This is a genomic window from Amycolatopsis sp. NPDC051061, from assembly GCF_040682935.1.
Classification (GTDB): domain Bacteria; phylum Actinomycetota; class Actinomycetes; order Mycobacteriales; family Pseudonocardiaceae; genus Amycolatopsis.
The window spans coordinates 179,377-201,710 of sequence record NZ_JBFBBZ010000015.1 but is presented as its reverse complement, the minus strand read 5'-3'; the positions used below and the strand labels follow the sequence as shown (position 1 = coordinate 201,710).

Genomic DNA, 22,334 nt, shown 5'->3' with positions numbered 1-22,334 from the left:
CTCTCTAGAGGTCGCGCAGCCCGTGCAGCACGCGTTCCATCAGGTCGTGGCGCTCGTCCCAGGTGGACGTGTCCGACAGCGTGTCGCGGACGATCACCAGGTTGTCCTGCACCAGGTCCGACACGAGCACGCGGACCACGCCCAGCGGCAGCGCCAGCAGCGCGGCGATCTCCATCAGCGACCGCGGCCGGGCGCACAGCTCGACGACCTCCGCCAGCGCGCTCGACATGAGGTACGCCGCTTCGGCCCGGCCCGCCGCCGTGGACTCGACCAGCGCTTCGACGGCGATCTCGACCGTCGGCGCCGTCCGGCCTTCCGTCCAGGCGTACGGGCGGGCCAGCGACGCGCTGCGCCGCGGCTCCTCCCCGTACGGCCCGGGCGGCGGGTCGTCGATCACCGGTGGTCCTGGGCCACCGGAATCTCGCGCGCGGGCACGTCGACCTTCTGCCCCACCCGCTCGACCAGCATCGTCATCTCGTAGCCGACCAGGCCGATGTCGCAGCCGGTCGAGGCGAGGACGACCAGGTTCGAGCCGTCGCCGACGCTCATCAGCAGCAGGAACCCCTGCTCCATCTCGATCACCGACTGCACCACCCGCCCGGCGGTGAACAGCTCCGCGGTGCCCAGCGACAGGCTGGACAGCCCGGACGCGATCGCCGCCAGCTGGTCGGCGCGCTCGCGGGGCAGGGCGTCGTCGGCGGCCACGAGCAGGCCGTCGGCGGAGACGAGCACGGCGTGCGCGACCCCCGAGACGTCCTGGACGAACCCGTTGACCAGCCAGTTCAGCGTCGCCGTCCGCTCGGGCCGCACGGCCGGACCGGGGAAGCCCAGTGTCCCGCTGAGGGACCGGGCCGGCTGTTCGGCGCGTCGGGGCGGCACGTCGGGAAGTTCCGTCATCGCGGATCCACTTCGTCCTTTCCGGTTTCTTCGGTGCGGGCCACGGTCTCCTGCCGGGCCGCGCGCATCCCCTGGTAGTGCCGGGAGAGACTGGTGCGGACGGCGGCGGCGTCGCGGAACGTCCCGCCGTTCTGCTCGCGCACGCGCGGGACGACCGCGCCGGGGGCGAGCTGGGCCCCGGGCCGCCGGGTCGGCAGGCCGGCGTCGGTGAGCCGTTGCGCGATCGCCGGCTTGAGAGCGCTTTCGGCGGCTTGGCGCGTGCGGTCGGCCGGGGTGTCCCACTCCCCCACCGGCGCGGTGCTCGGTTCGGGGCGGGCCACGGGCTTTTCGACCGAGGTGGGCCGGTCCGACGCGCGGATCGTGGACGCGTCGGCCGACGCCGCCGCTTCGGCCGGCGCGGCCTGGTGTTTCGCGGAGGTTCCGTTGCGGCCGGCCGGGTCCGCCGGTTCGGCCAAGGCGGCCGGATCTCCCGCGGGTTCGGCCGGCGCGGCCTGGTGTGCCGGGGAGGTTCCGGTGCGGCCGGCACCCGAAACGGCGGCCGGGTCGGGCCGGGCGGACTTGCCCGCCGATGGCGGCCAGTCCGCCGCCTCGCCCGGAGCGGTGAACCCCGGCCAGGTCCCCTGGCCGGCGGCCGCCGCCGGCTGCTCGCCCGAGGGCGGCCATTCCACCGGCGCGCCGTCCGCCGGCGGCCACTCCACCGGCGCGTCTCGCCTGGTCAGCGGCTTCACGGACGGCTCGACGAACCAGCTCGTCACGACCTGCTCGAAGATCGGCGTCGACGCCTGTGCCGGCACCACCGGCGGCCGGGTGTGGCCGTTGCGGCCGCCGGTTCCGGCTCCGGCCGTGGCGAGCCGGCCGGCGCCGATCGGGCGGGCCAGGTCGGCGATGACCAGTGCGCCCGGGACGTGCACGCTCGCCGTCACCCCCGCGTGCCGCGCGCCGGTTCCGGTCGCGCGCAGCCGCACCGTCACCCCGTGCAGGGCGGCGAGCCGGCCGACCACGAACAACCCCATCCGGCGGGTCGTCTCCGGGCCGACGGTCCCCGCCGCCGCGAGGCGGTCGTTCACCGCCGTCAGCTCCGCCGGGGTCATCCCGAGGCCCTGGTCGACGACCTCGATGAGCAGCCCACCGTCGGCGCCGCGATCGGCCGTCAGCGCGACCTTGTGCTCCGGCGGGGAGAACCGCGTCGCGTTCTCCAGCAGCTCGGCGAGGATGTGCACCACGTCCGCGGCCGCTTCGGGCTGCACCGAGCTGCGCGGGGCGTTGCCCATCGACACCCGCCGGTAGTCCTTGACCTCCGACGTCGCGGCGCGCAGCAGGTCGCGCGTGGGCACCGGCTCCCGGCCGTGCCGGACCGGGCGCCCGCCCGCCAGGACGTGCAGGTTTTCGCCGTTGCGGCGCAGCCGGGTCGCGATGTGGTCGATCCGGAACAGCTCGTCGAGCCGGCGCGGGTTCTGTTCGCCCGCCTCGAGGTCTTCGATGATCGACAGCTGCTGCTCGACCAGGGACTGGCTCCGCCGCGAGAGCGTCATGAACATCTCGCTGACCTGCTTGCGCAGCTCGGCCTGCTCGACGGCGAGCCGGACCGCCTGCCGGTGCATGTCGTCGAAGGCGCGGGCCAGCTGCCCGATCTCCTCTTCGGTCTCGACCCCGGAGTCGGGCACCGAGCGCCAGTCGACGTCGTGGCCCTCACGGACCTGCCGGACGGTTTCCGGGAGCTGTTCGTTCGCCGCGCGCAGGGCGGCCGCGCGCAGGCGGCGCACCGGCGTGACGAGCGAGCGCACCACGAGCAGCGCGATCGCGAGCGCGCCGAGCAGCGAGCCGAGGACCAGGGCCGTGTCCCGCAGCGAGTCCGACCGGGCGCGGTCGGCCGCGGCCGAGACGTCGCCGGTCAGCTTCGCCACGACGTCGTTCAGCACGCCCGTCACGCCCTTGGCCTCGGCGGTGATCGACGGGGTGAACGCCGCGAGCGCCGCGGTGCCGCCGTTGCCGGGGTCCTGCAGGGCCTCCAGCCGGCCCTCGGCGGAGGTCGTCGCGGCCTTGAACCGGTTCAGGACGTCGCCCGAGAGCTGGTGTTCGGCCTGCTCGGCGAGCACCTCCTGCTCCGCCGCGGTCTGCACGACGGCCGGGCGCAGCGAAGCGTCGTCCGGGCTGTTCTGCGCCGCCCGCACGTAGGTCTCCTCGGTGGCCAGCTCACCGCGCAGGTGCACCAGCAACCGGGCGGTGTCCGCGCCGTCGGCGGTTTCGCTGCCGGCGTCGGCCGGGGCGAACGTGGGCACGAGGTCGCCGAGGGTGGCGATGATGTCGTTGTAGCCCGCGGCCTTCGTGCGGACGTCCCCGCCGCCGGCGCCGGCGGCGCGGATGCCCGCGAGCTTGCCCAGCGCGGTGTTCAGCGCCCGGCCGGTGTCCGTGGCCAACGGCGAGAAGCCGGTGTCGCGCTGGACGGCGGCCACCTTCGCGTCGACGACGGCGGTCAGCGTGTCCGGCGCCCCCGCCGGGACCGCCACCGCCGCGACCATCTCCTCGCCCAGCGACGCGGTCAGGTCGATCGTGTCCCGCAGCACCGGCAGCCGGTCGCGCGCCGCGCTGAGCGCGGTCGCCCGGTCGAGCTCGCCCTGGATCCGGACCTCCGCGAGCGCCACCGCGACCAGGACCGGCAGCAGCAGGACGACGCTGATCTTGGTGCGGACGCTCCAGTGCGCCGGCGACCACGCGGAGCCCGCCGGCCGGCGGAGCGTGGATCTGCTTTCGTGCATGGCGGAATCGCTCGATTCCCAGCCGCGCGGACGGCCGACGTCGAACTCGGACAGGACTAGGGGGCCCCAGGGCCGATCACGGACGTCCCGAGTGGACCGGAAACCCGGCTCCCGGACCGGGGAAGACGTCGGCGTTGATCGAGCCGACCAGCAGAGAACCTCACGTCCGGCATCCTTGTCAACCCTAAGGAGCGGCGTTTCGGAAGGCGGGGAATGAATTCCTTCGGATCCGCTCCCACGGTTCACGCATTGTGTTCCAACGGTCGCTGCTTGTACACCGTACAAGCACTGTTCTCCCAGCTCCAGGCCCTGACACAAGGTAAACAAGCCGCCCTGTCGCACTGGCGGCAGAATTACCCACAAGAGGTGACGGGGACGAATTCGTGGCGAAGTCGGCCATTGTTCGAATGGTGTGTTATTAATTCCCACCCCGCCCGGGTGGGAGGCCCGGCGGGAGACGCGGCAGAATCGGTGCCGTGACCGATGTGGAGGATCCCGGCGGCAGCGCGGGCCACGGCAAGCGGGTCGGGTGGGTCGAGCTGTACCTGGACCTCGTCTTCGTGTTCGCGGTGGCCCAGGTGGCCCACGGCATCGTCGCGGACCCGCACTGGATGCGCGCGCTCGCCGCGCTCGGCCTGTTCGCGACGCTGTGGTGGACGTGGATCGGCTTCGCCGTCCTCTACAACCGCCGGGGCGACGACAGCCGCGCCGCCGACCGGCTGTTCGTGCTCGCCGGCACCATCCCCTGCGGAATCGCCGCGACGCAGGCGCACCACGTCTTCGAAGGGCACCCGGCGGTCTTCGCGGCGGCCATGGCCGGGGTCCGCCTGATCCTGGCGGCCGCGCACCGGTGGCCGGCCCGCCCCGGCCTGGACCAGAGCCGGATCAGCTGGGGCTACGGATTTTCGGCGGTCCTGTTCGGCGTTTCGGCGGTCGTCCCGCACTCGTCGGCCCTGTGGGCCTTCGCACTGCTGCAGGAGGCGGGCTTCCTGCTCCTCGGCGACCGTCCCGCACGACGCCGTGGCGAGCGCCCGGAGCGGCCCACGCGGGCGGCGCGGTGGCGGATGCTGCTGAAGCCGCCGAGCGACCCCAACCTGGCCGTCGACTCGGCGCACCTCGCCGAGCGCTTCGGGCTGTTCATGATCCTGCTGCTCGGCGAGCTCGTGATCACGGTCGGTACCGCGGCACTGGAGCGCCCGGCCGACGACTTCGGCTACTGGGCGTCCTTGGTCGCCGGCCTGGTGATGGCGGGCGCGCTGTGGTGGCTGTACTTCGCGTCGGCCGCGCGGATCTACGAGCGCATGCTCGACCTCTCCGGCGGCAACCCCGCACTGGCGTATTCGCTGTACGCGGTCGGCCACCTCTTCCCGGCCTTCGCGCTGCTGCTCATCGCGGCCGGGGTCAACCTGTCGCTGCACGAGTACCCGCCGCAGGCGGCGGCGTGGTTCACGACGGCGGGCCTGACGATGTACCTGGCCGGCACCCGGGTCTTCTCGGTGCCCGGCCGCCCGCGCTGGTACGCCGGCCTGGGCCGGATCGCGGCCCTGGCGGCCACGGTGTGCCTCGCGTTCCTGGGCCGGGTCCTGCCGGCGCCCACGGTGGTCGTGGTGATCGCGGTCTGGGCGGTGCTCAGCACGGTGGTGGCAGCGGGCATCCGCCACCGCGCGCTCGACCGCATGGGCGACGACCCGGTCGCGTTCCTGCGCGGCATCCAGGAGGAGCGGCTGCGCGGGTCGTGAGTGTTCGGGGCGGTTCTGACCGTCCCGAACACCCACGACCTGCCGCGTTCGGTCGGGTGCTCGCCGACGTTCAGCAGGCCACCGCGGGTGACGTACTCGTCCTCGGCGGCGTGGTCGAGGTCCAATACCGGCGAGAACGGGATGCTGTGCGCGGCGCAGATCTCCGCCCATTCGGCCGTGCTCCGCGTCGGGGACAGCTGTTCGATCAGCTCGTAGAGGTCGGCGTAGTGCCGCGCGAGCGCCGCCGGGGTGCTGAACCGCTCGTCGTCGGCCAGCTCCTCCCGGCCGGCCGCGGCGAAGAAGTCGTGGATGTTGCGGGAGGTGTAGGGAATGATGTACGCCCAGCCGTCGGCGGTCGGCGTCGCCCGGTGCCCGGGGCTGAGCGACCGCGGGAAGCCCACCTCGCCCGTCGGCGGCTCGAAGGTCTGCCCGGCCAGGTGTTCCACGAGGTTGAACGCCAGCATCGTGTCCGTCATCGGCACCTCGACGTGCTGGCCTTCACCCGTCGCACGCTGGTGGACGACCGCGGCGAGCACCGAGTACGCGATCGTGAGCGCGCAGACCTTGTCGGCCAGGATGGTCGGCACGTAGGTCGGGACCCCGGTGGCCCGGCGCATCAGGTCCGTGAGACCCGACGCGGACTGCACGATCTCGTCGTACGCGGCGTGGTCGGCGCGCGCCGAGTCGCCGCGGAAGCCCTGCGCGGTGCAGTAGACCAGGCGGGGGTTCACCGCCGCGAGCGACTCGGGGCCGAGCCCCAGCCGCCGCAGCCCACCCGGGCGGGTGTTGGTGATCAGCACGTCGGCGCTGCGCACGAGGGCGAGGAACGCCTCTTTCCCCTCGGGACTCTTGAGGTCGAGGGCCAGGCTCCGCTTGTTGCGGTTCACGTTCAGCGCGAGCGCGCCCATGCCTTCGTACCGCTGCGGGTGGCTGTGGCGGGTCATGTCCCCCACCGGGGGGGGGGCTCGACCTTCACCACGTCCGCGCCGAGATCACCCAGGATCTGCGCCGCGCAGGGCCCCATCACGACGGCCGCCATGTCGATGACCCGGATGCCCCGCAGCGCAGCCGCCGTCGGCGGTCCGCCTTCGTTCGCCGTTGTGCTCATCAGTTCCGGCTACCCGGCGAGGCGGCGGCGACACGTCCCGTCGCGGCGATCTTCTCCGGTGGGCGGACGGAGCGGGACACCGGAATCCGGTGCCCCGTTCGGGTGCGCCCCGCGAACCTGGCGGAACGGCCTCGGCGGATCAGCTGCCGAGGCGCTGCTTCAGCAGCTGCTTCCCTTCGTCGGCGCCCTTCTGGCTGGCCGCCTGGGCCCGGCGGAAGAACTCGGCGAGTTCGTTGTCCCCGGCTCGTTCGGCGTCCTTCGTGTAACCCTCCATCCGCAGGGCGTTGCTCAAGCAGGACTCGACGAACCAGATGATGTTGTAGTCCTTGTCCTGGGTCCCGGTGACCTGGCCGGCTTCGGCAGACGACATCTTGCCTCCTTCGTAGTGGTGCTCCGTGGATGCCCCGAACATCCGCGCTTACACGTCCGCGCCGAAGACCGGGCCGTCACTCGTTCAGGAACCGAACGGGTGAGGTCGCCCCGGATCCACGCGGGCGCGGGCCGCGGAACCCGGTCGGGTCGACGCTCGGTGTCCGATGTGGACGGTGCCGGCCGGGTCCGGCGCCCGCGGATCGAGGCTCGCCGCGGCGGGCGGCTCGCCCGGTGACCGGGCAGGGGCTAGCGTGGTGCGTGACGGACGGAGGTCCGGCAATGACCCGATCGGATTACGAGCGCGCGGCGCGGGCGACCGTCGCGGCCGCCGGCAGCCGGGCAGCGATCGCCGAAGCCACGGGAATCCTGGCCGCACAAGGCGACAACGAGGGCCGCGAGACCCTGCGCGCACCTCACGGCCGGGCCGGGGAGGAGGCCGAGGCGGCCCGGGTCGTCGCGGCCACCAACGCGGCGGCCGAGGGCCGCACCGACCCGGACTGGCTCTGACCAGGCACGACGAGGTGAGCCTGGGGCCCCGCCGCTCGGGAAGCCGGATGTCCGGGCCCGGAGCACGACGACCTGGAGCAGCGCGCCTCGACAGCACTGCCGGACGCGAAGGGGATGCACCCGAACGGGCGACCCCGCCGCAGGACCGGGCCGGTTGAGCACCGCGCAAGAGGACGGCCGCACCCAAGACCGGCCCCCGCCGCCCCGGCAGACCTGGCCGGCCGCACCCGCGACCGGCGCGGGCCGAGGCCGGCTGACCGGCCCATCCCTCAGCCGTCCAAGGCCCGGTGGGCGGCAGGGGACGTCGAAGGACGGGGCGGGGCGTCGGCCGCCAGTGCGCCCGGCGCGAGCCTGCCCGTCGTGAGCGCTTCCGCGACCGCCGTCGCCGTCGTGCGCCTGCGGTCGGCGTGGGCGTGCAGCAACACCCGGGCCGCACCCGGGTCCAAGCCGCGGGCCGCGGCCACCATGCCCACCGCCTGGGCGAGCCGGACCCGCTCGTTGAGCACCACGAGCGTCGTCTCCACCAAGCGGGCGTCCCGGCGGTCGCCCGGCTCCGCCGTCAAGCCGAGGACCGCCAGGTCCGCGAGGGTCTGGCACGCCTGCAATTGCTCGCGCGTGAGCTCGCCCGCGTGCGCGTGGAAAAGGTTCAAGCCACCGACCGCCCGCCTCCGCAGCCGGAGCGGAAACGCGTGCACCGCGCGGAATCCGCCGGCCACAGCGCCTTCGGCGAAGGCGGGCCAGCGCGGGTCTTCGGCGCCGAGGTCCGCCACGCCGACGATCTCGCCGGTCCGGATGCTCTCGACGCACGGGCCGTCACCGGTCAGGACCTGCAGTACTTCCAGGAACTCCGTCGTGTCGTCGGACGCCGCGACCACCTCGAGACCGCCCCGGGCGTCGGTCATCAACAGGCCGGCCGCCGCCGCGCCGGTCAGCTCGCCGCACGACCGCGTCACCACCCGGAGCAGCGCGGCGACGTCGGTCCCGTCGGCGACGAGCTGCGTGGTGAGCTCCACCAACGCGTCGGCTAGCTGTTCCCGCGTCTCTGGCACCCCGCGAGCATACGGCCCCTCCGCGTGGCTCGTGGCGTGGTCGGCGGCGCCGGTCACTCCGCACCGCGGTCGAGTTTGATGCGCCGGGCGATCACGTCCCGGGAGACCTCCAGGAGGGAACGTCCCTCACCGAAGGCGTGGGCACGCAGGCGCGCGAAGGCTTCCGTCAGGCCGATGCGCAGCTGGACCGCGATCATGCCGGTCGCGACGTGCACGTCCTGGTAAACCCCGCCGAACTGGTCGGCCGGCTCTCGGCCGGCCGATTCGTCGTCCAGGACCTGCCGCAGGATCAGCAGCGTGGTCAGGTCGGCCAGCAGGAGCGCGTCCGCCAGCGCGTTCCCGGCGAGCCAGCCGGTCGCGCGCCGGTAGAGGTCCAAGGTGCCCAGCCGGATCGCGCCCGTCTGCAGCGGGAAGGCGAACACCGCGGCCACGCCGGCCGCGCGGGCCGCGTCGGTGAACATCGGCCACCGGCCTTCCGGCGCCGCGATGTCGCCGACGAGCACCGGCCCGCCACTGGTGTAGGCCACGACCCCCGGCCCTTCGCCCAGCGCGTACTGGGTTTCCTCCAGCTCCGCGGCCCAGGACCCGCTCGTCGCGAGCAGTTCTTGCGCGCGCCCTTCGGTCCGGAGAGTGATCGCGGCGCCGTCGGCGAGCTCCTCAGCGCCGGTGGCGCACACCGCGGCGGGCAGCCCGGCACCGTCCCGGGCGGCTCGCCGGGTCACCTCCTGCCAAAGCCGTTCACGGCGACTACCGTCCACCGGGCCCTTCGTTCGCGGCGTCTTCACGTTCACGTGGGCCGGCGCCCGGGTGGCGACGTCACGGCACGACCGGGTTCCGCCTGATCCGCTCCGGCGTCGTGCGGTATCAGACTACGAATCCGGAGCCGCACCCGCAGTCCAGGGCCGCGTCAAGGGCGCTGCCCCACGCCGCCGGCGACCTCGCGCGGCCGCGGCGCCGTACCGCGGTTTCCGGCCCAGCTCGGTCTCGGACGCCAAGGCAGCCCAGCCCGAAAAGCCCGACCCCGTGAGGATCCGAGCCCCCCCCCCGCCCGTCGCACCCTCCGGCGCGCCGGGTTCCGGGCGGTTGGCGGCCGGGCCTCTCGCCGCAGCGCACCGACGCTGTCCGGTCCGGCCGGCCGCGGCGGACGACCGGCGAGGGACAGCCGCGCGATGCCGGTTCAGCGCGGCCGGTCGCCACCGCTCCACGGCCGGTCGAGCTCGGCGTGGCGGGTGGCCAGGGTGTGGGCCAGCTCGGCGAGTTTGACGTTGAGCTGCTGAGAAGTGCGCCGCAGCACGTCGAACGCCTCGGCCGCGCCGATTCCCCGCCGCTGCATCAAAATACCTTTCGCCTGCCCGATGACGTCACGGCTGTCGATCGCGCGGCGCAAGTGCTCAGCCTGCAGTTCGGCCTCCGTCACGGCCGCCACCCCCGCCAAAGCCAGCGACGCGTGCGTGGCCAGCACCAGTGCCGTGTCCCGCGCCTGCTCGTCCAGCACCGCGCTCCGGCGGGCGTAGATGTTCAGCGCCCCGCCTTGGCGCGCCGGCCGGTCGAACGGCTGCAGCGCGGTCGAGAGCACCGCGGTGAACCCGCGTTCGGCGGCGCGGGGGCCGAAGCGTGGCCACGCCGGTTCCGCCGCCAGGTCGTCGCTGCGGACGTGGCCGGGACCGTTCTCACGAGAGGCGTCAACGCACGGCCCTTCCCCCGTGTCGTACTGCACCTGGTCCAGCTCGGCGGCCACCCGATCCGTCTCCACCGGCGTGAAGAACCGCCCTTCGGGCGAGCGCAGGGTCACCGACACGAGATCGGCGCCGCGCACCACCCGCTGCGCGGTCACCACGACCTGCTCGAGGACCTCGGCGACGGTCGTCGCGTCCAGCAGCCGCGCGGTCAGCGCGGCGAACTGCTCGGCCAAGGGTCCGGTCCGGCCGCCCGCCGCCGCGAACCCGGCACGGTCGGCAGCCCACTCCTGCTCGCCGCGGTCTGCTGCGTCCGTCATGTGTGCCACCTCGTCGTTGCCGTCTCGGTCCGGCGTGAGCCGGACGGCGTGCCCTCGCAATCCGCCCGATCGGCATACCCGATCTTCCGCGGTGCCAACCGGCCGGCACTTCGCCCGCGGCGGGCGTTTTCGGAGCCACCCCGGGCGACCGGGTGGCCGGCCGGCTCCGGATGTGGTGACGGCCGCGCCCCGCGGCCGCCGCCGGTCCGTCACCCGGTCACGGGATGAATCGCGCGCCGGAATCGGGCAGAATCGGACGGGTTCAGTCTTCGGTGCGCCGACCACCCTTCGCGTGCTCGGTCACCGCGGCCCGAGCTCGGAGGTGGGAGTCCGTGACGCGAACGCCGGTGAACGCAGCCGATCGATGGGAACCGCTCAACCACTTGCTGACCGAGCTGCTGGACCGGGTGGCCGCCGAAATCCCCGGCTGCCTCGGGACCGCGCTCACCGTTCGCCAGGACGGCGGGCCGCCTTCGGTCCTGGCCACGCACGGGGTCGGTGACCGGCTCGCCCCGGCCCAGCTGCGGCGCGGCGGGCCTATTGCCGACGCCGCCGGCAGCGGCCACTCGGTGAGCACGGACGACCTCTTCGCCGACGAACGGTGGCCCGGGCTGTCGGACGACGCCCTCGTCGGGAAGCACCCCGAGCCCGCCGATCGGTGGCGCGGGGTCCGCGGCGCCGTCGCGGTGGGCGGTCTCTGGGGCGACGACGACAGCCTCGTGTTGTCGGCCACGCTCGACGGCCCGGCGTCTCCCGAAGCGCGGGCGGTGCTGTGGCGCTACGAGAAGCTGACCGCGGACCTCCTGGTCCGGGTCGCCGAGGCCGTGGCGGCCGGCGCCCCGGACCAGCTGCAGGCGATGCTCGCTTCCCGCGCCACCATCGAGCAGGCCAAAGGCGCCATCATGGCGGTCCGGGGCTGCGACGTGGAGGAGGCGTGGCGCACGCTGCGCCGGTGCAGCCAGGAGTTCAACGTGAAGGTCCGCGACCTGGCGGCCGCCCTGGTCGAGCTGCTGGGCGACCCCGAGGTCCGCAGGCCGGCGGGCGCACCCCCGATCCACCCGGACGCGTCGGCCCGCGAGGCCGCCCGCCGGCTGTGGAAGGCGTTCACGACGAGCGCCCCGGGCTCCCGGCCTGGCGGTGTGCGTCCGCTCGGCGAACGCTCGCCGGTGGGAAGGCGTGGGTCGCGTAGGCCTTCCTGAGCACCGGCTGGGCCACACGTACCGCGACAACCGGTGCACCGCGGCCCTCGCTCAGCCGGTCGGCGCCGAGGACGGCGGCGGAACGCAAGAGTCCCTGTCGCCGGATTGCCCTCTCGCCACGGACCGGATTCGCCGACCGGCGTCATCGGGAAGCGCCTTTCGTCGCCGACCGCTGTCCGAAAAGGACTCGCCGGTCGAGCCCGCGGCCCGGGCGACGGTGCCGCCCGGGCCGTCGCACGTCAGCCGCCGATCTCCTTGCTCACGCCACTCGGCCCTTCGTACGTCCGGTCAGGCAGGTTGCGCACCAGCTCGAGGGTGTCCTTGTCGGCACCGTTGCGCTCGGCCGCGGCCACCAGGTCGTCGCGCTTCGCCGGGTAGTCGACGCCGGACAGGTGTTTCTGGAGTTCGATCGGGTTCGCCTTGCTCACAACAGTCTCCTTCGGTCGGGAACAGCGCGGTTACCCGACCGCGCCGCCGACACACCCCGGATCACCGCTCAGAGCGTGTCTCACGTGGATTTGATGATCTTGTCGGCACGATTTTGGGTCGTGGTTGATCGACCGTACCCGCACGCCGACGCCATCCTCGACCGGCACGTGGACACGCTCACGCAGCTACCCCGTCGATCCGGCCGATGCCCGCGTCAATGGCAGCGACCTACCCGCGTTTCGCCGAGTCCGACCTACGGGATCGGCGTTCGGCGTGGATGAGGAGGGCGAGGGCGATCGCGAGCGCTCCGAGGGTCGCGGTGAAGACGGTGACGCCGGTCATGGAGTTGAAGGCGAGGATGCCCAAGCCGGCGGCGAGCCATCCCGCGAGTAGGGCGATGGCGAAGCGGTGGGGCAGGATCATCGCCGCGAGCATGGGGATGACGACGGCGACGACGCTTGTCCAGGTGACGGTGACCGTGTCCACCTCGGGCACGAACCATTCCATGCCTCGTTGCTCGACGTAGAGCGCGACCGCGCCGACGACACCGGCGAGCGCGGCGAGCCATGAGTACGGCGCGGGTCGACGTGTGAGGCGAAGCGAGCCCGAGCCCACCATGCACACCACGACGATGACGATGGCGAGCACGCGAACTGCCCCGGAGGTGACGTCGAGCCACATCCCTGCGCCAGGGACGCCGTAGTGGAGCGAGGCGTTCAGCGTGATGCCGACGATGATGGCGTTGAGCGCGAGCGCGCCGCTGCCAAGGAGAAACCCGGGCCCGGCCAGTCGTCTCGTGCCCGGGGCGAGGAGCAGTACACCCGCGATCACGGCCGCGGCGGCGCCGATCACCGTGTTCCAGGTGAACCTCGCCTCGTCCACGGTGTGAAAACTCCCGACGTAGTACGGGAACATGCTGAGCAGGGACAGCACCGCGCCGACAATCTCCAGGCACCCGGCCGTCAGCAGACCGCGCTCGGCCCACATCATCGCCTGCGGCCCGGTGTCCGATGCGGTGGTGGGTTGGCGTGGTTTCGTCGTGGTTTCAGGTCTCGGGTGTGGATCGCTCTCGTTGACCGGCACGGCAGGTTCGGTGCCGGTCGACGCGTCGAACTGTGCTGCGGTGTCGGACGTCGCAGAGAGACGGCGGATATCGGGTTGCGGGTCAGGGACAGCCAGCGGGGTGGGTGCCGCGTGGCCGGTCGGCGGGATGCTGATCGCCGCGGCAGCGGCGGTGGCCACGGTGCGGCTGTCGTCGTCGGTGAGGCGTTCCAGGGTTTGCCGTGCGGCCAGGGCCAGCCCGGCGTGCCGGCCGTGTAGCAGGCGCGTCAGCTCGCGCACCGCTGCCTCTCGGATGGAGGCGAACGGGCTGTCGGCCGCGTCGTGCAGCTCGGCCGGCAACGGTGCGGGCGTGGTGACCGGACGGGCGCGGCGGGCGATGTACAGCTCGCCGTGCACACCGAACACCCACTTGCCCGGTGTCTGGTTCGGTGTTGTCGCTCGGACGGCGTCGTAGACGTAGTCGTACAGCTCGTCGAGCGCGACCATGCCGTCCTGGTCGCGGTCGGCTTCGCCCGTCGACAGCCCTGTCACGAGCGCGCCGGTGAACACCGACGGTTGCGTCTGCTGGGCGTCGGTCAGCTCGTCGCCTTCGAAGGCGTACTCCATCGCGCTGGACGCGGTGATCACTGCTCGGCCGCGACCGCCGAACTGGGCCTCGATCGCCACGCCGCCGCCCGCTCGCGCGGTCATACCGCGTTCGAACGCGCCGGCGTAGCAGCAGTCCAGCAACAGCACGATCCGCCGGCATCGGCTGCGGCCCATGCGCCGGTTGACGAACTCGGCGGCCACCGCGGTCGCGCCGAGACGCCGCAGCCGCGTGTCCTTCGTCGCGAAGTACAACTCGCCTTCCTCGTCCTTCAGCCCGTGACAGGAGAAGTGGACCAGCAGGAGGTCGTCCGGGTGTCGGTCGGCGAAGAACTCCTCGACCGCCAGGGTGATGTGGTGGGCCGGTTCGTCGAGTAGGGTGCGGACCTCGAACCCGCCGATCGCCGGGTCCCGCAGCACCGCCGCGAGCGCCTCGGCGTCACTGCCTGGCGCCCGCAGCTGACGCAGTCCCGGGTCGGTGTAGCTCGCGCTCGCGACGATCAGCGCGCTGCGCGCGGAGTCCATGTCACTGCCGGCTTCCGTGCCGCAGCAGCCATTCGTCGGTCAGCTCCAGCAGGTCTCCGTCGAGCTCGAGCCGGACGGTGCGCTGCTGCAGGCCGGCCGGCCGGGTCCGAACCGCTGCCAGAATCGAGCTCAGGACCTGCGACCGGCCGACGCTGACGACCAGTGCCCCCGATGCCGCGAGCTCCAACCCCTTGCTACCCGCCGGCGCATCGCCCCCAGCGGGCGTCCGCACCGCCTCGACGTCCAGGGCGTGTAGCTCACGGCGGACCTGCCGGGTGGCCTCCGCGAGCTCCTCGGCATCTCCGTCCGGCCCAACAGCTACCCGAACGCCCAGCAACAGTGGTTCCGTCCGCATGGCTCACCGCCTCAACGCACATATCCGAAGTGCAGTTCACGACTATATCCACTACACGACCGGCGACCACCCCAAACGACTGTCGGATTCGCTTTCTCCACATGTGTTGACAATTGCTCTGTGGCGGCACAGGTCGGCACCAAACAGGTAACGGGGCGTGTCCGGCGATGACGCAGCCGTTTAGAGCGTGCCTTACGTGGTGATCGGTCGCTGGTGAGCGATGATCTTGGCTGTGGTTGATCGGTTGTCGCTGCGGTTGGTGCCGGATGAGCTGTGGGCGCTGGCGGAGCCGTTGATCCCGGTGTTCGAGCCGCGCCCGCAGGGCGTGGCACGGCCCCGGTGGACGCTCGTGCGGTATTCACGGCGATTGTGTATGTGCTGACCAGCGGATGCGCGTGGCCGGATCTGCCGCCCTCGTTCGGGGTGCCGTTCCAGACCGCGCACCGGCGCTTCGGCCAGTGGACCAAGGCCGGGCCGTGGCGGCAGCTGCACCATGCGCTGCTGGACGAACTCGGCGGCCGGGGCTTCATCGACTGGAGTCGCGCGATCGTGGATGGTGCCTGCGTTCTGGCGAAAAGGGGGGGATCTATGACCGGTCCCAGCCCGGTCGACCGGGGCAAGCCGGGTTCGAAGATCCACGCCCTGTCCGACCGTGCCGGGCTGCCGCTGGCCGTCGCGGTCTCCGCCGCGAACACAAACGACTCGGCCGCGCTCAAGCCACTGGTGATGGCGATCCCGGGCGATCCGCTCCCGCCGTGGCCCGCGGCGTCGCAAGCCGGCCAAGCTACACGCCGACAAGGCCTACGACCAACCCGACCTGCGACGCTGGGTCCTCCGCAAACTCACCACGTGAGACACGCTTTCAGGACGGTGCCGGCCGGTCCTCGGCCGGGTCCGCTCACACCAGGCCGGGCAGCAGCTTGTCCAACGTGATCGGCAGGGCCCGGACCCGCGTGCCGGTGGCGTGGTGGACCGCGTTGGCCACGGCCGCCGCGGTCCCGACGATCCCGATCTCGCCGATTCCCTTGCTGCCCATGGGGTTGACGTGCGGATCGACCTCTTCGACCCAGTCCGCGCGCAGGTCGTCGACGTCCGCGTTGGTCGCGATGTGGTACTCGGCGAGGTCGTGGTTGACGACGTGACCGAACCGCGGATCGAGCACGCTGTTTTCGTGCAACGCCATCGACAGGCCCATGGTCATGCCGCCGAGCAGCTGCGACCGCGCCGTGACCGGGTTGACGATCCGCCCCGCGGCGAACGTGCCGTGCAGCCGCGACACGCGGATCTCCCCGGTGTCGGCGTGGACGCGGGCTTCGGCGAACTGCGCCCCGAAGGCGTACATCGCGAACTTCTCCTCGGCCGGGTTCTCCGGCGTGTCGGCCTCGGCCTCGTCGCCCTCGTCGGGTTCCGGACCGTACTTCTCGCGGAACACCCGCGCGGCCGCGACCACGGCCGAGCCCCACGACGCGGTCCCGGTCGAACCCCCGGCCACGGTGGCGGCCGGGTAGGCGGTGTCGCCGATCCGGATGTCGACCGAGCCGACGTCCACGTCGAGTGCGTCGGCCGCGATCTGCGGGAGCACGGTCCACGCGCCGGTCCCGAGGTCGGCCGCGCCGATTTCGACCGCGTAGCGGCCCCGCTCGAACCGGATCGCCGCGGTCGAACCGGGCATCCGCTTGGCGGGGTACACCGAAGCCGCGACGCCGGTGCCGACCAGCCACGGGCCGTCCCGGCGGGTGCCCCGGCGGGGGTCGCGACCGGCCCAGCCGAAGCGTTCGGCGCCGGTGCGCAGGCAGGCGACCAGGTTCCGGCTCGAGTAGGGGTTGCCGGTCTCGGGATCGCGGTCCGGTTCGTTGCGGATCCGCAGCTCGACCGGGTCGACGCCGAGCGCCGCGGCGAGTTCGTCCATCGCCACCTCCGGGCCGAACATGCCCGGGCACTCCCCCGGTGCCCGCATCCACGACGGCACCGGGACGTCGAGCGCGGCGAGCCGGTGGCTGGTCGCCCGATGCGGCGCGGCGTACATCATCCGGGCCGGCACCGCGGTCTGTTCGGCGAACTCCTTGATCCGCGAAGTCTGCTCCACGACGTCGACACCGATCGCCCGCAGCCGCCCGTCCCGGCCGGCGCCGAGCCGGACGCGCTGCACGGTCGGGGTGCGGTAGCCGGCCTGGCTGAACATCTGCTGCCGGGTCAGGGCCAGCTTCACCGGCCGGCCCGGCACCGCCCGCGCGGCCAGCGCCGCGAGCACCACGTTCGCGTGCGGCGTGCCCTTCGACCCGAAGCCTCCCCCGATGTAGGGGCAGATCACCCGGACCCGCTCGGCGGGCAGGCCGAAGACGCCGGCGATCGTGGACCGCACCGAGTGCACGGCCTGGGTGGAATCCCAGAGCGTCAACGTGTCGTTCTCCCACAACGCCGTCGTCGTGTGCGGCTCGAGCGGGTTGTTGTGGTACATCGGCGTCGTGTAGGTCTGCTCGATCGTGACGTCGGCTTCATCGAGCGCGGCGTCGACATCGCCTTCGGCCGTGTCGGTCTCGAAACTCGGGTTGACCTTGTCGGGCTTGTACAGATCACTGCGGTCGGCGGCGAACCGGGCGTCGTGCGGCTCGGTTTCGTAGTCCACGTCGACGAGTTCCGCCGCGTGCCGCGCGGCTTCGGACGTTTCGGCCAGGACGAGGGCGATCACCCGGCCCCGGAACGGGATCTCGCAGTCCTGCAGCACCGCGAGTTCCGCGTCGCCGGTGTCGGCGAGCCGCTCGGCGGTGAACGGCGTGAGCACCCGCAGCACGCCGTCCACGGACTCGGCTTCGACCGTGCCGATGTGGTGACACCGGCCGCGCGCGATCGTCGCCTGCACCGGGTGGACGTAGAGCGGCCGTTCCACCGGGGCTTCGTAGGCATACGGCGCCGTGCCGGTGACCTTCGCCGGCCCGTCACGGCGGGTGAGGCCGCGGCCGATGGCCCGGGGTTCCAGCAGTCCGGTCATCGGGCACGCTCCTCGGCGGTCAGCTCGCGCAGCACCGCGACCAGCGTGCGCGTGGCGAGCGGGATCTTGAAGGCGTTTCCGCCGTCCAGGCCGTCCAGCGGCCGGGCGTCGGCGAGTTCGGCGTCGGCGGCCGCCCGGAACACGTCTTCGCCGGGTGACGCGCCGCGGAGGGCCTCCTCGGCGCGCAGGGCACGCCAGGGCTTGTGCGCCACCCCGCCGAGCGCGATCCGGACGTCGTCGATCCGGCCGTCCGAAAGGGACAGAGCGGCCGCGACGGAAACCAGCGCGAAGGCGTAGGACGCCCGGTCCCGGACCTTGCGGTAGGCCGACCGGTGCGACCACGGCGTCGCGGGCAGGGTGATTTCGGTGATCAGCTCACCGTGTTCGAGCACGGTGTCGCGCTCCGGGTGCTCGCCCGGCAGCCGGTGCAGCTCGGCGAACGGCACGACGCGCGCTCCCGACGCGCCGAGCACGTGCACCCGCGCGTCCAGCACCAGCAGCGCGACCGCCATGTCCGACGGGTGCGTCGCGACGCACTCGTCCGAGGCGCCGAGGATCGCGTGGTGCCGGGTGTAGCCGCCGCGCGCCGAGCAGCCGGAGCCGGGCGACCGCTTGTTGCACGGCGTCGTGACGTCCTGGAAGTAGACGCAGCGGGTGCGCTGCAACGGGTTGCCGCCGACCGTCGCCATGTTGCGCAGCTGCGGGGAGGCGCCCGACAACAGCGCTTCGGCCAAGGCCGGGAACCGCTCACGGACCCGGCGATCGGCCGCGAGGTCGCTGTTGCGCACGCCGGCCCCGATCACCAGGCCGCCGCCGTCGTCATCGCGGACGTCCGCCGAGGTCAGGCCGGTCACGTCGATGACGTGGGCCGGCTGGGCGACCCCCAGCTTCAGGTGGTCGACGAGGTTGGTGCCACCGGCCAGGAACACCGCGTCCGGCTCGTCCGCCACGGCACGCACCGCCTCGGCCGCGGTGGCCGGCTTGCCGAACGTGAACGGCTTCATCGCGGGTCACCCGCTTCCCGGACCGCCGCCACGATGCCGGCGTACGCTCCGCACCGGCAGAGGTTCCCGCTCATCCGTTCCGCGATCTCCCGATCGGTCCACTGTGGCCGGTCGGCCACCGGCGAGGTGACGTGGCTGGGCGCGCCTTCGCCGAATTCCCGCAGCATCCCGGCGGCCGAACAGATCTGCCCCGGCGTGCAGTAGCCGCACTGGAAAGCGTCGTGCGCCAGGAAAGCTCGTTGCACCGCGTGCAGTTCGCCGTCGTCCCCGGCGAGCCCGGCCGCCGTCGTGACCTCCGCACCGTCACAGGCGAGGGCGAGCATGAGGCAGGCCAGCACCCGGCGGCCGTCCACGAGCACGGTGCAGGCGCCGCATTGACCGTGGTCACAGCCCTTCTTGGCGCTGTAGACGTCGATCTGCTCCCGCAGCAGGTCGAGCAGGGTACGCCGTGGATCGACGGTCAACTCGTGCGTGACTCCGTCGACCTTCAGCCCGACCTTGCGCGCGGCACCCAGGGATTCCGTGGTCATGAGGTCGTTCGCCGCCTTCCGGTAGCTCGCGTAGAAGGGCGGTACCCACTCACCCGGCGCCGAAACACGTACCCGCGTGCGCCGGTCAGGTCGTGGTGACCATTGCCCGCCGAGCCGCGACACCAGGTCGAGCGCTTCTGCAGGGAGTTCGCCCACACGGCGGAAGCCCGCGCGCCGGCACGGCGCCCACGGCGTCAGCGGGATCGGCCACCCGGTCGTCCGGGCGTCGGACGCGGGCGGGCGCGAAGCGGACATCTCTCTCCTGAGGGATCTTTGCCGCACGTCGGCGTACCCGCTCCGCATCGGGGTACTCGCCCGGGGAACCAACAGCACGGTGAGGAGATCCCATGGCTCAGACGGTCGGCGACTACCTGCTCCAGCGCTTGCGCGAGTGGGGTGTCGAACAGGTCTTCGCCTATCCGGGCGACGGGATCAACGGCCTCGTCGCCTCGTTCGGCAAGGCGGACAACCAGCCGCGGTTCGTGCAGGCTCGCCACGAGGAGATGGCCGCCTTCGCGGCCGTCGGCTACGCGAAGTTCAGCGGCAACGTCGGCGTCTGCATGGCCACCTCCGGCCCCGGCGCCATCCACCTGCTCAACGGGCTCTACGACGCGAAGCTCGACCACGTCCCGGTCGTCGCGATCGTCGGGCAGACCGCGCGCAGCGCGATGGGCGGCAGCTACCAGCAGGAGATCGACCTGCAGGCGCTCTACAAGGACGTCGCGAGCGAATACCTCGTCGAGGTCAACGTCGCCGAGCAGCTGCCCAACGCGCTGGACCGCGCCATCCGCACGGCGCAGTCGTCTCGCTGCCCGACGGCGCTCATCATCCCCGCCGACCTGCAGGAAGAGCCCTACGAAGCGCCGAAGCACGCCTTCAAGCAGGTGCCCTCCAGCCCGCCGGGCACGTCCTGGTCGGCGCCGGTCCCGCCCGAACAGGACATCGACGCCGCGGCCGAAGTGCTCAACGCCGGCGAGAAGGTCGCCATCCTGGTCGGGCAGGGCGCGCGCGGCGCGGCCGAAGAGGTCCGGCAGCTCGCCGAGGTCACCGGCGCGGGCGTGGCGAAAGCGTTGCTGGGCAAGGACGTCCTGTCCGACGAGCTGCCGTACGTGACCGGCTCGATCGGGCTGCTCGGGACCCGGCCCAGCTACGAGCTCATGCGCGACTGCGACACGCTGCTGATCGTCGGCTCGAACTTCCCGTACAGCCAGTTCCTGCCGGACTTCGGCCAGGCCCGAGGGGTGCAGATCGACCTGGACGGCCGGTTCATCGGGATGCGCTACCCGACCGAGGTCAACCTCGTCGGCGACAGCGCGGCCACCCTGCGCGCGCTGCTGCCGAAGCTCACGGCCAAACCGGACCGGTCGTGGCGCGAGACGATCGAAAAGAACGTCGCCTCCTGGTGGGACACCGTCGAGAAGGAAGCCGCGGTGGACGCCGACCCGGTGAACCCGATGGCCATCGTGTCCGAGCTGTCGAAGCGGATCCCGGAGAACGCCATCGTCACCGCGGACTCCGGCTCCTCCACCAACTGGTACGCCCGCAACCTGCGCATCCGTGGCGACATCCGCGGATCGCTGTCGGGCACGCTGGCTACGATGGGCCCGGGCGTGCCGTACGCCATCGGCGCCAAGTTCGCCCACCCCGACCGGCCGGTGATCGCCCTCGTCGGCGACGGCGCCATGCAGATGAACGGCCTCGCCGAGCTGATCACCATCGCCCGCTACCAGAGCCTGTGGAGCGACCCGACCTGCGTCATCTGCGTCTTCCACAACAACGACCTGAACCAGGTCACCTGGGAGCTGCGCGCGATGGGCGGCGCGCCGAAGTTCGAGGAGTCCCAGAGCCTGCCGGACGTCGACTACGCCGGCTTCGCGCTCTCCCTCGGGCTCACGGCCGTCACCGTCGACAAGCCGGACCAGCTCGCGTCCGCGTGGGACACCGCGCTCACCGCGGGCAAGCCGGCCGTGCTCGACGTCCGCTGCGACCCCGACGTGCCACCGATCCCGCCGCACGCGACGTTCGAGCAGATGAAGTCGGCGACCGAGGCCGTCCTCAAGGGCGACCCCGACGCGTTCCACCTCGTCGTGCAGGGGGTCAAGACGAAGCTGCAGGAGTTCCTGCCGGGCCGGAAGAACTGATGGACACGATCGTGCGGGTCGGCGCCCGGGCCTACCGGGTACCGACCCCGGCGCCCGAGGCCGACGGGACCCTGGCCTGGGACGCCACCACGATCGTCGTCGTGCACGTCGACGCCGGCGACGTCACCGGGCTGGGCTGGACCTACGCCGACGCGGCCTGCGTGCCGCTGATCGAAGGCGTGCTCGCCGCGGCCGTCCGCGGCCGCCCGGTGCTCGACGTGCCCGCCTGCTGGGCGGCCATGCGCCACGCCATCCGCAACCTCGGGCGCCCCGGCCTGGTCTCGTGCGCGCTGTCCGCCGTCGACATCGCGTTGTGGGACGCCGCCGCCCGCTCGCTCGGGCTGCCCGTCTGCCGGCTGCTCGGCCGGGTGCACGACGAGGTGGCCGTGTACGGCAGCGGTGGCTTCACCACGCTCACCGACGGCGAGCTGGTCGCGCAGCTGGACCACTGGGTGCGCCGGCAGCGCATCCCGCGCGTGAAGATCAAGATCGGCGAGTCCTCAGGCGGCCGCGTCGCCCGCGACCTGGACCGGGTGGCCGTGACGCGGGACAAGGTCGGCGACGACGTCGAGGTCTACGTCGACGCCAACGGCGCCTACTCCCCCGGCCAGGCCCGCCGGGTCGCCGAACGGCTGCTGGAGTGGGGCGTCACGTGGTTCGAGGAACCCGTCTCGAGCGACGACCTGCCCGGGCTCGCGGCGACGCGCTTCCCCGGCGGGCCGGACATCGCCGCCGGGGAGTACGGCTACGACCTGCCCTACTTCGCGCGCATGCTGCCGGCGGTCGACTGCCTGCAGGTCGACGTCACCCGGTGCGGCGGCTTCACCGAGTGGCAGCGGGCCACCGCGCTCGCCGCGGCGGTGAACCGCGACGTGTCGGCCCACTGCGCCCCGAACCTCTCGGCGCACGCCGCGGTGGCCACCCAGAACTTCCGGCACATCGAGTGGTTCGCCGACCACGACCGCATCGAGCGCCGGTTCTTCGACGGCTGCCTCGACCCCACCGGCGGCACCGTCACCCCCGAGCTGACCGCGCCCGGCCACGGACTCGTCTTCCGGCCCGAAGCCGCGGCCGAGTACGCACTCTGAAGG

19 protein-coding genes and 2 pseudogenes are annotated in these 22,334 nt (G+C 72.6%); 6 read left to right on the top strand and 15 right to left on the bottom strand.

The genetic code is table 11. The features are described 5' to 3' along the window. Positions 1 to 4 precede the first annotated feature (4 nt). From AB0N03_RS22265 to AB0N03_RS22255, 3 genes are read right to left on the bottom strand one after another with little or no spacing between them, the layout of a single operon-like run. A complete protein-coding gene (locus AB0N03_RS22265) occupies positions 5 to 397 on the bottom strand; it encodes a DUF742 domain-containing protein (protein WP_364374743.1) in 393 nt (130 codons plus the stop codon). After that, entirely contained in the window at positions 394 to 897 is a 504-nt protein-coding gene (locus AB0N03_RS22260) for a roadblock/LC7 domain-containing protein (protein ID WP_364374740.1), read from the bottom strand. Before AB0N03_RS22260 ends, AB0N03_RS22265 begins: the two co-directional genes overlap by 4 nt. Next, a complete protein-coding gene (locus AB0N03_RS22255) occupies positions 894 to 3,653 on the bottom strand; it encodes an ATP-binding protein (RefSeq protein WP_364374737.1) in 2,760 nt (919 codons plus the stop codon). Before AB0N03_RS22255 ends, AB0N03_RS22260 begins: the two co-directional genes overlap by 4 nt. Before the next feature lie 476 nt (positions 3,654 to 4,129). On the opposite strand from AB0N03_RS22255, the gene AB0N03_RS22250 reads away from it, so the two are divergent. Next, positions 4,130 to 5,392 (top strand): low temperature requirement protein A, encoded by a 1,263-nt coding sequence (locus tag AB0N03_RS22250; protein ID WP_364374734.1) that lies wholly within the window; start codon positions 4,130 to 4,132, stop codon positions 5,390 to 5,392. Positions 5,393 to 5,472: 80 nt separating this feature from the next. Here the strand turns inward: AB0N03_RS22250 and AB0N03_RS22245 are convergent. From AB0N03_RS22245 to AB0N03_RS22235, 3 genes and pseudogenes are all read right to left on the bottom strand, one after another. Beyond that, positions 5,473 to 6,300: pseudogene (locus AB0N03_RS22245) on the bottom strand (CoA transferase); the annotation flags it as partial. A 32-nt stretch (positions 6,301 to 6,332) separates the two neighbouring features. Next, complete coding sequence (locus tag AB0N03_RS22240) at positions 6,333 to 6,500, bottom strand: CoA transferase (RefSeq protein ID WP_364374731.1); 168 nt, start codon at positions 6,498 to 6,500, stop codon at positions 6,333 to 6,335. Positions 6,501 to 6,639: 139 nt separating this feature from the next. Continuing rightward, positions 6,640 to 6,870 carry a hypothetical protein gene (locus AB0N03_RS22235; RefSeq protein WP_364374728.1) on the bottom strand — a complete coding sequence of 77 codons (231 nt, stop codon included), beginning with the start codon at positions 6,868 to 6,870 and terminating at the stop codon, positions 6,640 to 6,642. Between the two features lie 281 nt (positions 6,871 to 7,151). Here AB0N03_RS22235 and AB0N03_RS22230 point away from each other — a divergent pair, with 281 nt between their 5' ends. Continuing rightward, entirely contained in the window at positions 7,152 to 7,379 is a 228-nt protein-coding gene (locus AB0N03_RS22230; protein ID WP_364374725.1) for a hypothetical protein, read from the top strand. 269 nt (positions 7,380 to 7,648) lie between these two features. On the opposite strand, the gene AB0N03_RS22225 is transcribed toward AB0N03_RS22230, so the two are convergent. The 3 genes from AB0N03_RS22225 to AB0N03_RS22215 form a co-directional block, all read right to left on the bottom strand. After that, positions 7,649 to 8,428 (bottom strand): GAF and ANTAR domain-containing protein, encoded by a 780-nt coding sequence (locus AB0N03_RS22225; RefSeq protein WP_364374723.1) that lies wholly within the window; start codon positions 8,426 to 8,428, stop codon positions 7,649 to 7,651. Between the two features lie 53 nt (positions 8,429 to 8,481). Further along, the gene (locus tag AB0N03_RS22220) at positions 8,482 to 9,150 is read right to left on the bottom strand and encodes an ANTAR domain-containing protein (protein WP_364374720.1); all 669 of its coding nucleotides are present in this window, start codon (positions 9,148 to 9,150) and stop codon (positions 8,482 to 8,484) included. Between the two features lie 455 nt (positions 9,151 to 9,605). Continuing rightward, on the bottom strand, positions 9,606 to 10,424 hold the full coding sequence (locus tag AB0N03_RS22215) for a GAF and ANTAR domain-containing protein (RefSeq protein WP_364374718.1): 819 nt from the start codon (positions 10,422 to 10,424) through the stop codon (positions 9,606 to 9,608). 332 nt (positions 10,425 to 10,756) lie between these two features. Between AB0N03_RS22215 and AB0N03_RS22210 the strand changes: the two genes are divergently transcribed. Continuing rightward, positions 10,757 to 11,623 (top strand): ANTAR domain-containing protein, encoded by an 867-nt coding sequence (locus AB0N03_RS22210; protein WP_364374715.1) that lies wholly within the window; start codon positions 10,757 to 10,759, stop codon positions 11,621 to 11,623. 239 nt (positions 11,624 to 11,862) lie between these two features. Here AB0N03_RS22210 and AB0N03_RS22205 read toward each other — a convergent pair whose 3' ends face one another. The 3 genes from AB0N03_RS22205 to AB0N03_RS22195 all read right to left on the bottom strand — a co-directional run bounded on the left by AB0N03_RS22205 (position 11,863) and on the right by AB0N03_RS22195 (position 14,579). Then, positions 11,863 to 12,051: a DUF2795 domain-containing protein gene (locus AB0N03_RS22205; RefSeq protein WP_364374712.1), complete on the bottom strand. Its 189-nt coding sequence runs from the start codon at positions 12,049 to 12,051 to the stop codon at positions 11,863 to 11,865. Between the two features lie 229 nt (positions 12,052 to 12,280). Further along, positions 12,281 to 14,224, bottom strand: a complete 1,944-nt coding sequence (locus AB0N03_RS22200) for a caspase family protein (protein WP_364374710.1) — start codon at positions 14,222 to 14,224, stop codon at positions 12,281 to 12,283. Position 14,225: 1 nt separating this feature from the next. Next, positions 14,226 to 14,579 carry a hypothetical protein gene (locus tag AB0N03_RS22195; RefSeq protein WP_364374707.1) on the bottom strand — a complete coding sequence of 118 codons (354 nt, stop codon included), beginning with the start codon at positions 14,577 to 14,579 and terminating at the stop codon, positions 14,226 to 14,228. A gap of 232 nt (positions 14,580 to 14,811) precedes the next feature. Between AB0N03_RS22195 and AB0N03_RS22190 the strand changes: the two are divergent. Next, positions 14,812 to 15,420 (top strand): annotated as a pseudogene (locus tag AB0N03_RS22190) (IS5 family transposase); the annotation flags it as partial. 57 nt (positions 15,421 to 15,477) lie between these two features. Here the strand turns inward: AB0N03_RS22190 and AB0N03_RS22185 are convergent. Genes AB0N03_RS22185 through AB0N03_RS22175 form a run of 3 tightly spaced genes read right to left on the bottom strand, consistent with a single transcriptional unit; the run spans position 15,478 to position 19,102 of the window. Further along, complete coding sequence (locus AB0N03_RS22185) at positions 15,478 to 17,568, bottom strand: xanthine dehydrogenase family protein molybdopterin-binding subunit (protein WP_364374704.1); 2,091 nt, start codon at positions 17,566 to 17,568, stop codon at positions 15,478 to 15,480. Next, positions 17,565 to 18,572 carry a xanthine dehydrogenase family protein subunit M gene (locus AB0N03_RS22180; RefSeq protein WP_364374701.1) on the bottom strand — a complete coding sequence of 336 codons (1,008 nt, stop codon included), beginning with the start codon at positions 18,570 to 18,572 and terminating at the stop codon, positions 17,565 to 17,567. Before AB0N03_RS22180 ends, AB0N03_RS22185 begins: the two co-directional genes overlap by 4 nt. Then, on the bottom strand, positions 18,569 to 19,102 hold the full coding sequence (locus tag AB0N03_RS22175) for a 2Fe-2S iron-sulfur cluster-binding protein (protein WP_364374800.1): 534 nt from the start codon (positions 19,100 to 19,102) through the stop codon (positions 18,569 to 18,571). Before AB0N03_RS22175 ends, AB0N03_RS22180 begins: the two co-directional genes overlap by 4 nt. A 347-nt stretch (positions 19,103 to 19,449) precedes the next feature. On the opposite strand from AB0N03_RS22175, the gene AB0N03_RS22170 reads away from it, so the two are divergent. Together AB0N03_RS22170 and AB0N03_RS22165 are read left to right on the top strand one after the other, a co-directional pair. Beyond that, positions 19,450 to 21,243 carry a thiamine pyrophosphate-requiring protein gene (locus AB0N03_RS22170; protein WP_364374698.1) on the top strand — a complete coding sequence of 598 codons (1,794 nt, stop codon included), beginning with the start codon at positions 19,450 to 19,452 and terminating at the stop codon, positions 21,241 to 21,243. Then, positions 21,243 to 22,331 (top strand): enolase C-terminal domain-like protein, encoded by a 1,089-nt coding sequence (locus AB0N03_RS22165; protein WP_364374695.1) that lies wholly within the window; start codon positions 21,243 to 21,245, stop codon positions 22,329 to 22,331. Before AB0N03_RS22170 ends, AB0N03_RS22165 begins: the two co-directional genes overlap by 1 nt. Positions 22,332 to 22,334 lie beyond the last annotated feature (3 nt).

Excerpts from the sequence above, each read along its gene's own strand:
- AB0N03_RS22180 (WP_364374701.1), bottom strand. The coding sequence starts at position 18,572 with ATGAAGCCGTTCACGTTCGGCAAGCCGGCCACCGCGGCCGAGGCGGTG.
- AB0N03_RS22170 (WP_364374698.1), top strand. The coding sequence starts at position 19,450 with ATGGCTCAGACGGTCGGCGACTACCTGCTCCAGCGCTTGCGCGAGTGG.
- AB0N03_RS22200 (WP_364374710.1), bottom strand. The coding sequence starts at position 14,224 with ATGGACTCCGCGCGCAGCGCGCTGATCGTCGCGAGCGCGAGCTACACC.
- AB0N03_RS22260 (WP_364374740.1), bottom strand. The coding sequence starts at position 897 with ATGACGGAACTTCCCGACGTGCCGCCCCGACGCGCCGAACAGCCGGCC.
- AB0N03_RS22240 (WP_364374731.1), bottom strand. The coding sequence starts at position 6,500 with ATGAGCACAACGGCGAACGAAGGCGGACCGCCGACGGCGGCTGCGCTG.
- AB0N03_RS22230 (WP_364374725.1), top strand. The coding sequence starts at position 7,152 with ATGACCCGATCGGATTACGAGCGCGCGGCGCGGGCGACCGTCGCGGCC.
- AB0N03_RS22185 (WP_364374704.1), bottom strand. The coding sequence starts at position 17,568 with ATGACCGGACTGCTGGAACCCCGGGCCATCGGCCGCGGCCTCACCCGC.
- AB0N03_RS22165 (WP_364374695.1), top strand. The coding sequence starts at position 21,243 with ATGGACACGATCGTGCGGGTCGGCGCCCGGGCCTACCGGGTACCGACC.
- AB0N03_RS22215 (WP_364374718.1), bottom strand. The coding sequence starts at position 10,424 with ATGACGGACGCAGCAGACCGCGGCGAGCAGGAGTGGGCTGCCGACCGT.
- AB0N03_RS22195 (WP_364374707.1), bottom strand. The coding sequence starts at position 14,579 with ATGCGGACGGAACCACTGTTGCTGGGCGTTCGGGTAGCTGTTGGGCCG.
- AB0N03_RS22235 (WP_364374728.1), bottom strand. The coding sequence starts at position 6,870 with ATGTCGTCTGCCGAAGCCGGCCAGGTCACCGGGACCCAGGACAAGGAC.
- AB0N03_RS22255 (WP_364374737.1), bottom strand. The coding sequence starts at position 3,653 with ATGCACGAAAGCAGATCCACGCTCCGCCGGCCGGCGGGCTCCGCGTGG.
- AB0N03_RS22175 (WP_364374800.1), bottom strand. The coding sequence starts at position 19,102 with ATGACCACGGAATCCCTGGGTGCCGCGCGCAAGGTCGGGCTGAAGGTC.